General features: G+C 74.8%; 7 protein-coding genes and 1 rRNA gene. 6 read left to right on the top strand and 2 right to left on the bottom strand.

All coding sequences use genetic code 11. The features are described 5' to 3' along the window. Nucleotides 1-97, top strand: a 5S ribosomal RNA gene (gene rrf / locus ACH4PU_RS28675); the annotation flags it as partial. Between the two features lie 105 nt (nt 98-202). Here rrf and ACH4PU_RS28670 read toward each other — a convergent pair. Together ACH4PU_RS28670 and ACH4PU_RS28665 are read right to left on the bottom strand one after the other, a co-directional pair. Then, nucleotides 203-1,174, bottom strand: coding sequence for a hydroxyacid dehydrogenase (locus tag ACH4PU_RS28670; protein WP_398278095.1), 972 nt, complete (start codon nt 1,172-1,174; stop codon nt 203-205). A gap of 119 nt (nt 1,175-1,293) precedes the next feature. After that, nucleotides 1,294-2,232, bottom strand: a complete 939-nt coding sequence (locus ACH4PU_RS28665) for an alpha/beta hydrolase (protein WP_398278092.1) — start codon at nt 2,230-2,232, stop codon at nt 1,294-1,296. Between the two features lie 129 nt (nt 2,233-2,361). Between ACH4PU_RS28665 and ACH4PU_RS28660 the strand changes: the two genes are divergently transcribed. The 5 genes from ACH4PU_RS28660 to ACH4PU_RS28640 all read left to right on the top strand — a co-directional run bounded on the left by ACH4PU_RS28660 (nt 2,362) and on the right by ACH4PU_RS28640 (nt 8,771). Then, a complete protein-coding gene (locus ACH4PU_RS28660; RefSeq protein ID WP_398278089.1) occupies nt 2,362-3,351 on the top strand; it encodes a GlxA family transcriptional regulator in 990 nt (329 codons plus the stop codon). A gap of 108 nt (nt 3,352-3,459) precedes the next feature. Beyond that, nucleotides 3,460-4,698 carry a sensor histidine kinase gene (locus ACH4PU_RS28655; RefSeq protein ID WP_398278086.1) on the top strand — a complete coding sequence of 413 codons (1,239 nt, stop codon included), beginning with the start codon at nt 3,460-3,462 and terminating at the stop codon, nt 4,696-4,698. Next, the gene (locus tag ACH4PU_RS28650; protein WP_398278083.1) at nt 4,695-5,354 is read left to right on the top strand and encodes a response regulator; all 660 of its coding nucleotides are present in this window, start codon (nt 4,695-4,697) and stop codon (nt 5,352-5,354) included. Before ACH4PU_RS28655 ends, ACH4PU_RS28650 begins: the two co-directional genes overlap by 4 nt. Nucleotides 5,355-5,502: 148 nt before the next feature. Beyond that, a complete protein-coding gene (locus ACH4PU_RS28645; protein WP_398278080.1) occupies nt 5,503-6,261 on the top strand; it encodes an ABC transporter ATP-binding protein in 759 nt (252 codons plus the stop codon). Further along, a complete protein-coding gene (locus ACH4PU_RS28640) occupies nt 6,255-8,771 on the top strand; it encodes an FtsX-like permease family protein (RefSeq protein ID WP_398278077.1) in 2,517 nt (838 codons plus the stop codon). The genes ACH4PU_RS28645 and ACH4PU_RS28640 overlap by 7 nt, the downstream gene beginning before the upstream one ends. Nucleotides 8,772-8,781 lie beyond the last annotated feature (10 nt).

Here is an 8,781-nt window from a genome sequence, read left to right as displayed (position 1 = left end):
GGAAACGCCCGGTTACATTCCGAACCCGGAAGCTAAGCCTTTCAGCGCCGATGGTACTGCATGGGGGACCGTGTGGGAGAGTAGGACGCCGCCGAACTAAATTTGATGAAGAGCCTCGGGCTCGGATTGTGAAAACAATCCGGCCCGGGGCTTTTCTGCGTTCACGGAACATTTCGCCGATCCGGTTGACGCATTTCCCCGATCACGCCATCCGCGCCCATTCCTCCCGCCGTACCGTCCCCACCAGCGGCTCGCCCCGCGCCAGCCGCCCCACTTCGTCCACCGCGAACGCTCCCAGCCGCCGGACCTCGCCTCCCTGGCACCCGGCGATATGCGGCGTGAGGAAGACGTTCGGGAGGGAGAGCAACGGGTGGCCGACGGGCAGTGGTTCCGGGTCCGTCACGTCGAGGAAGGCGTCCAGCCGGCCCGCGGCACACTCCCGTACCAGCGCGGCCGTGTCGATGAGCGCGCCGCGCGCCGTGTTCACCACGGTGGCGCCGTCCGGCAGCAGGGCGAGGCGTTCGGCGTTCAGCAGCTGCCGAGTCTCCGGGAGTTCGGGGGCGTGGAGCGTGACGATCGAACTGGTTGCACACAGGGTGTGGATATCGACGGACGCGGCGCCCAGCCGCTCCGCGTCCGCGGCGCAGATGTAAGGGTCGTACAGCAGAATCCGGTAGCCGGCCTCCGAAGCGCGCAGCCGGGCGAGGACGCGCCGGCCGATACGGGACGCACCCACGATCCCCACGGTCCGGCCGTCCGCGCCCTCCCGCGCCCCGAACGCCGGCCACCGCCCCGCGCGGTAACCCGCCGACGCGCCCAGGGCTCGTTTCGCGGCCAAGGTGATCTGGGCACAGGCGAATTCGGCGACCGGGTCGGCGTTGACGTCGGCGGCCGAGGAGACGGCGAGCCCGCGCTCCCACACCGCGGGGGTGACGATCGTCCTCACCGAGCCCCCCGTGTGCACCAGCGCCCGCAAGCGGGGTGCCGCCGCGAGGGTCTCCTCGTCCAGGACGAGGGACGTCCCCCAGCCGGTGACGACGACGTCCGCGTCCGCCGGCGACCCGGCCGGCGTCGCCCATGCCGCGAGCCGTGCCAGCAGCTCCGGAGGGAGGATGGCGGCTTCCTGCCGCCGGCCCATCGCCACCCATACGCGCAGTTCCGTCGCCACCGTCACCTAGCGCGCTTTGCCCTTCCCCCCTGTGGGGGAAACGTCCCCCGTGGTTCCAGGGGGTGAGAACCCGCCACCATCTTCGAGTGCACCCGCACTCCTCCGGTGCGGCGGGCTGTGCCCGGTCAGGGGTGGAGGGCCTCGCGCAGGGCGCGTACCTGGTCGGCGAGGTTGCGTTCGCTGATGCGGGCCTGGGGGAAGAGGAGGTCGAAGCCGTGGACGGCGCCGGGGACCTGTACGAGTTCGGTGGTGACGCCGGCGGCGGACAGGCGTGCGGCGTAGTCGCGGCCCTCGTCGCGGAGCGGGTCGACCTCCGCCACGGCGATGTAGGCGGGCGGCAGTCCGCCGAGACCGGCGGCGCGGATCGGGGAGGCGTACGGGTCCGGGTGGGTGTCTTTCGCGTAGTAGGCCCAGGCCAGTCCCATCGCGCCCCGGTTGAGGACCGGGGTGTCGGTGAACTCCCGGACCGAGGCCGTGGTCAGGCTGCCGTCCACAACCGGGTAGGTCAGCGACTGGAAGAGCACGCGCGGTCCCGCCTGGTCGCGGGCGCGCAGCGCGGTGGAGGCGGCGATGTTCCCGCCGGCGCTGCCGCCGGCCACCGCGATGCGCGCGGGGTCGCCGCCGATTCCGGTGGGGTCGGCGGCGATCCAGGTCAGGGCGGCGTAGGCGTCGTCGGCCGCGGCCGGGTAGGGGTGTTCGGGGGCGAGGCGGTAGTCGACGGAGACGACGACGGCCCGGACGTCACGGGCGTACCGCAGGGAACGTCCCTCCTCGGCCTCGGGGGATCCGTAGGTGAAGGCGCCGCCGTGCACGTAGAGGATGACCGGCAGGTCTTCGGGGGTGTCGGGCCGGTAGACGCGCAGCCGCAGCCGGCCTCCGGGGCCGGGTATGCAGAGGTCGCGCACCGTGACCCGGTCGTCGAGGGGCGTGTCGGGGCGGGCGCGCAGGAGTGCGTAGCGCTGGGGGTCGGCGAGGACCGCGTCCAGGCCGTGGACGGGGAAGACGCCGGTGTCGGCGGTGTCGAGGAGGGTCCGGATCTCGGGATCGACGGCGGGGACGGGCATGGCTGATGGCCACCTTCCGAGGGGGGAACGGGAGTTGTCCGGCGTTCGTGTGCGGGACCGACCTCAGTTTCTGCCGACGACGAGGGGCACAGAAGTGGCCCGGGGGCCACCATCTGCAACTATTGGGCCATGACCGTTGTGGCACCTCATCGTGTGGCCGTTCTCGCCCTCGCGCCGGTGGTGGCCTTTGATCTCAGCATCCCGGCCCAGATGCTGTCCGGGGTCGAGACCCGGGCGGGGCACGCGGCCTACGAGGTGCGCACCCTCACGCCGGACGGCTCGCCGGTGCCGACGGTGAACGGGTACGGCGTCACACCCCAGGGCGACCTGTCCCTGCTGGAGGACGCCGACACGGTGATCGTGGCGGGGACCCGCTGTCCGGACGTGGTCGAGAACGGAACGGTGGACCCCCGGGTCGTGGAGGCGCTGCGTGCGGCCCGGCAGCGCGCCCGGCTGGTGTCCCTGTGCACCGGCTCGTTCGTCCTCGCGGCCGCCGGCCTGCTGGAGGGCGGCCGGGCCGCGACCCACTGGCGGTACGCGCGGCAGTTCAGGCGGCTCTTCCCCGCGGTCGACCTCGACACCGACCCGCTGTACGTCGCCGATCGCGGAATCCTGACCTCGGCCGGCGGCGCGGCGGCCATCGACCTGTGCCTGCACCTGGTCCGGGAGGACCACGGCAGCTCCGTGGCCAACCGCGTGGCCCGGTACAACGTGGTCGCGCCCCTGCGGGACGGCGGGCAGGCGCAGTATGTCGAGCACCCGGTCAGGGAGGACGCGGGGACCTCGACGGCGGGGGCGCGGGCGCTGATGACGGAGCACCTGGACCGGCGGCTGTCCCTCAAGGACCTCGCGGCGCACTGCCACATGAGCGTACGGACGTTCACCCGGCGGTTCCGGCAGGAGACCGGGCTGTCCCCCGCCGCGTGGCTCAGGTCGGCACGCCTGGACCACGCGCGCCACCTGCTGGAGTCGACGGAGCTGCCCGTGGACGACATCGCCGCCAGGACCGGTCTGGGCAGCGGGACGAACCTGCGGCAGCACATGCGGGACGCCCTGGACACCACCCCCTCCGCCTACCGCAGGGCGTTCCGTGCCTCTCCGGCCGCGCACACGTCGTAGGTCCGGGCCTTGCCTGTGACGGGCTTGTACGTGGGATCGATCCGGTCCACACGGTGGGGGAAGCGTCCGCCGTTGTTCCAGAGGGTGAGAACCCGTCACCATCTTCGGGTGCACCTCACCCTTTCGGGCCGGCTCGACCGCCTCCGTTCCCGTCCCGCCGCCGTGGACCTGCTGGTCGCGCTGGTGGTCCAGGCCGCGGTGACCATCCCGTTCGCGGTGCCGCGCGCGCCCGGCGCGGCGGCGGCCGGCTGGGGTGCGTACGGGATGACGACGCTGACGGTGGTGCCGCTGCTGTGGCGCTCGCGGGCGCCGCTGGCCGTCCTTCTGCTGGTCGTGGCGGCGGTGGCGGCCCACGAGCCGTTCGGCGGGCCGGGACAGCCCTTGCCGTACAGCCCGCTGGTGGCGGTGTTCACGGTGGCCGCGGCCGGTGGTGTGCGGCAGCGGCGGACCGTGCTCGGGCTGGGGGTGCCGCTGGTCGTGGCCGGCAACATGGTGCATTCCGATTCCGTGCGCGAACACCTCTTCAACCTCTTCGTCTTCGGCATGGCCTACGCCCTGGGGTCCCTCGCCAGGACCCGGCAGGCGTACACGGCGGCGGTCGAGGCACGCGCCGCCGAGCTGGAACGCTCCCGGCAGGCCGAGATCGAGCGGGCCGCCGAGCGGGAACGGGCCAGAATCGCGCGCGAAATGCACGACATCCTGTCGCATGCGGTCAGTTTGATGATCGTTCAGGCGGAGGCCGGACCGTTGGCGGTGCGTTCCGATCCCGACCGGGCCGTACGGGCCTTCGACGCCATCTCCGGAGCCGGGCGGGACGCGATGCACCAACTGCGGCGGATGCTCGGCCTTCTGGAGGAGCGCGGACAGGTCGGCGGCCCACGGCAGTCCGCGGACGGCGAACGGGCCGGCCGGGCGCCCCAGCCCACGCTGGACCGGCTCGGTGAGCTGGTCGACGACGTCCGGAGTACCGGCCTCGACGTCGCCCTGGAGGTCGAGGGCGAGCCTGTGCCCCTCGCGGCCGACCTGCAGGTCACCGTCTACCGGGTGGTGCAGGAGGCGTTGACGAACGTCCTCCGGCACGCCGATGCCCGTACGGCGACCGTCCTTCTCTCCTGGGGACATGAGCTGTTGACGGTCTCCGTGGTGGACGACGGCCCCGGCACCGGCCCGTTTGGCTCGTCGGGTACCTCGCCCACGAGCGGCGGGCGCGGGCTGATCGGCATCCGGGAGCGGGCCGCGGCGCACGGCGGGACCGTCGTCGCCGGGCCGGCCGTCGCCGGGCGGGGCTTCCGCGTTGCCGTCACCCTCCCGATCGTGATCTGCTCGCCCGCGGAGGTGGGTACGTGACGATCCGCGTCGTGGTGGCCGACGACCAGGAACTGGTGCGCGGCGGCTTCGCGATGATCCTTTCCGCGCAGCCCGACATGGAGGTGGTCGCGGAGGCGGGCGACGGCGCGGCGGCCGTCGCCGCGGTCCGTGCCCACGCGCCGGACGTCGTGCTGCTCGACGTCCGGATGCCCGGCATGGACGGGATCGAGGCGGCCCGCGTCGTCTGCGCCGAGTCGTCCACCAAGGCGGTCATGCTCACCACCTTCGACCAGGACGACTACGTGTACGACGCGTTGCACGCCGGCGCCAGCGGCTTCCTCCTCAAGGACGTCCGGCGCGACGATCTCGTGCACGCGGTGCGGGTGGTCGTCGCCGGGGACGCGCTGCTCGCGCCGTCCGTCGCGCGGCGTCTCGTCGCGGACTTCACCCGGCGCGGGCCGGGCGTCCCGGAGGACGCCGGGCGGCTGGACGTCCTGACGGCGCGCGAGCGCGAGACGCTCCTGCTGCTCGGGCGGGGGCTGTCGAACCCGGAGATCGCGGCCCGCCTGGTGGTCAGCGAGCACACGGTGAAGACGCACGTGAGCAACGTTCTGGCGAAGCTGGGGCTGCGGGACCGTGTGCAGGCGGTCATCTGCGCGTACGAGACGGGGCTCATCGCGCCCGGAGCGGAGTGAGCGGCTGACGGGGGCGCACGGGAACCCGCCGGCCCTCCCCCGTGTGAGGGATGCCGGTGACCACCGGATCGCCGGTGTCGGCGATGTGCGCGGCACACCGTCGGCGCCAGCATGGAGGCCGAGCCGTCGCCCGATCCGGAGAGCCACCGTGACCCTGCCCGCCACCGGCACCGCCCCCGCCGTCGTCCGCCTCGTCGGGGCGCGCAAGACGTACGGCTCCGGGGAGAACGCGGTCACCGCCCTCGCCGGGGTCGACCTGGCCTTCCCGGCGGGGAGCTTCACCGCCGTCATGGGCCCTTCGGGATCGGGCAAGTCGACGTTGTTGCAGTGCGCGGCCGGGCTCGACCGGGTGGACGGCGGGCGGGTGGAGCTCGCGGGGGCCGACCCGGCGACGCTGACCGAGACGGAGCTGACCGTGCTGCGGCGCTCCCGCGTGGGCTTCGTCTTCCAGCACTTCAACCTGCTGCCGTCGCTGACGGCCCGGCAGAACGTCGAACTCCCGCTGCGGCTCGACGGGCTGCGGCCCGACGCGGCACGGGTGGACCGGGCGCTGGACGAGGTCGGACTGCGGGACCGGGCGGGGCACCTGCCCGGGGAGCTGTCCGGCGGTCAGCAGCAGCGGGTGGCCATCGCCCGCGCCCTGGTGGCCCGCCCCGATGTGCTGTTCGCCGACGAGCCGACCGGCGCCCTCGACACCACCGCCTCCCGCGGCGTGCTGGCCCTGCTGCGCCGGGCCGTGGACGGGCACGGACGGACGGTCGTCATGGTCACCCACGATCCGGTGGCCGCGGCCGGTGCCGACCGCGTGGTGTTCCTGGCGGACGGCGCGGTCGTCGGCGAGCTGGACCGGCCGACGGCCGCGGGCGTCGCCGCCCGGATGGCGGGGCTGGAGGCGGTCGCGTGCTGAGTCTCGCGCTGGCGACGGTGCGGACCCGGCGGGCGGGTTTCGCCGGAGCGTTCCTCGCCCTCGTCCTCGGTACCGCGGTGATCGCGATGATGGCGCTCACCCTCGGGGCCACCTTCGGCACCCCGCACCCCGGCCCGCAGCGCTTCGCCGCCGCCCCGGCCGTCGTCGTACCCGCCGATCCGCGGGGCGACCGCGCGCGGCCCCCGGCGTCCCTTCCGGACCGGACGGTCGCCGCGGTGGCCGCGACGGGACGGGTGACGGCCGACCGCAGTTTCCCGGTCACCGTGTCGAGTGGGGTGCCGGGCGGTCCGTCGGCCGGGAGCCGGAGCGCGGTCGGCCACGGCTGGTCCGCAGCCGGTCTCGGCCGGTACCGGCTCGTCGCCGGCCGTGCGCCCGCCGGGGACGGCGAGGTCGTGGTCGGCGGGGGCGCGGCGGAGCTCGTGGGGCGCGCCCTGTCGGTCGGCACGGCGGACGGGGTGCGGCGGTACACGGTGGCGGGGGTGACGGCGCCGGTCTGGTTCGAGGACGCGGTCTTCTTCGGCGACCGGACGGCGGCCCGGCTGTCGCCGCCGGTCAACGCCCTGGTGGCCTACGCGCCCCCGGACCGGGTGCGGGCGGCGGCGGGCCCGGGGGCCCTCGTCCGTACCGGGGACGGGCGTGTCGACGCCGATCCCGATCCGTCCGGTGGCGCCGCCGCCCTGTCCGACGCCCAGGCGATGGCGGGGACGACGATGGTGATCGCCGCCTCCGTGGCGATGTTCGTGATCGCCACCTTCGCCTTCGCCGTGGAGCAGCGGCGGCGTGAACTCGCCCTGTTGCGGCTGGTCGGCGCGACGCCCCGGCAGGTCCGGCGGACCGTGCTGGCGGAGGCGGCGGTCGTGGGGGCCGTGGCGTCCGCGGTCGGATGCGTCCTCGGGGTCTGTGCGACGGGCGTGCTGGAGGCGTGGATGACCGGCCACGGGGTGGCGCCGCGCTGGTTCTCCATCGGCCTCGAACCCGTGGCACCGGCCTGCGCGTTCCTCGCGGGGGTCGGCTCCGCGCTGCTCGGTGCCGCGTCGGCCGCCCTGCGGGCGGCGCGGGTGCGCCCGGCGGAGGCGATGCGGGAGGCCGCCGTGGGCCGGCGGTCCCTGACGCCCGTGCGGGCGGTGCTCGGCGTCGGGATGCTGGCCGGTGCGGTCGTCGCGGGATGGGTGATCGCGCGGCAGGCGCCGGAGACGGCCGTGAACCCGCGCAAGTACGGGTCGGTGCCGCTGCTGTTCACCGGCGGGTGGGCGCTGCTGGCGCCGCTCGTCCTCCCGGCCGCCGTGCGGCTGGCGACCCGGCCGTGGACGCGGCGCGGGGCCGGAGCGCTGCTGGTGCGCCAGAACATGCTGAACTCCCGGCGGCGCGCGGCCGCCACCATGGTGCCGGCGGTGATCGCGGTCGGTCTGGTCGCCACCATGCTCTGCGTCCAGGCCAACGGTGACCGCGCCCGGCTGGCGCAGGCGCGCGAGGAGACCCGGGCCGACCGGGTGGTCGTCCCGGCGGCTGCCGGCGGACGGCTCGACCGTCCGACGCTGGAGGCGCTCCGGGCCGTCCCCGGGGTGGCCGCCACGTCCGTCACACCGGTGCGCGCTTACATCGGGAAGCGCTCCGGTCCCGTTCTCGACTCCCTCAGCGCGCAGGCCGTGGCGCCGGGCGCGCTCGGTGACGTGCTCCGGCCGCGGGTGGTGGAGGGCTCGTTGGACGGGCTCGGGGACGACGCGGTCGTCATCGACCGGCGGACGGCCGAGAGCAACGGTCTCACGCTCGGGGAGCGCGTCGTCGTCCGGCTGCCGGACGGAGTGCCGCACGAGCTGCGGATCGCGGCCGTGGTGCGGACGGGCCTCTCGGGGGACACCACCTATATGTCGTCCGCCCTGCTGCCGGCGGGAAACAGGGCGGGCATCACCCCGGACCGGGTCCTGCTGACGTACCGGCCGGGCACGGACCGGGCTGCCGTGGCGGACCGTCTGGCGGCGGCGCTGCGGGGGTGTCCGGCCCGGACGGCGACGGTCGGCGACTGGTTCACGGCCATGGAGACGGGCCTGAGGGAGAAGGCGGACACCGCGGCCACGGTGGTGCTGGGGATCTCGGTGGGGTACGCGCTGATCTCTGTGGCCAACACGCTCGCCATGGCGTCGGCCGGGCGGCGGCGGGAGTTCGCCGCGCTGGGCCTGACCGGCGCCACGCGTGCCCAGGTGCTGTGCATGGCCGGGGGCGAGGCCCTGCTGGCCGTGGGCGTGGGCGGGATCGTCGCGGCGGGGGCGGGGGCGGCCGTCCTGGCCGTGCAGCGGCTGTCGCTGGACCGGATCGCGGACGGGTACGGGCCGGCCGTGCCCTGGGGGCCCGTCGGCGCGACGGCGGTGGTGTGCGCGGTGGTGGCGACGGCCGCGGCGGTGCTGCCGGTCGTGCTTCCGGCGGCCCGTTCGGTGGTGTCTTCGGTGGCGTCTTCGGTGACGCGGGTGGGACGGGGCGGGGCGTCGGTATGACGGATCCGGG

The sequence above is a fragment of the Streptomyces sp. NPDC021100 genome (assembly GCF_044333095.1).
Lineage (GTDB): Bacteria > Actinomycetota > Actinomycetes > Streptomycetales > Streptomycetaceae > Streptomyces.
The sequence above is the reverse complement of the archived record's forward strand: the minus strand, read 5'-3'. Positions and strand labels throughout refer to the sequence as shown.

What these genes read in the sequence shown, in the direction of transcription:
- ACH4PU_RS28665 (WP_398278092.1), bottom strand. Translation starts at nt 2,232, where the DNA reads ATGCCCGTCCCCGCCGTCGATCCCGAGATCCGGACCCTCCTCGACACC.
- ACH4PU_RS28660 (WP_398278089.1), top strand. Translation starts at nt 2,362, where the DNA reads ATGACCGTTGTGGCACCTCATCGTGTGGCCGTTCTCGCCCTCGCGCCG.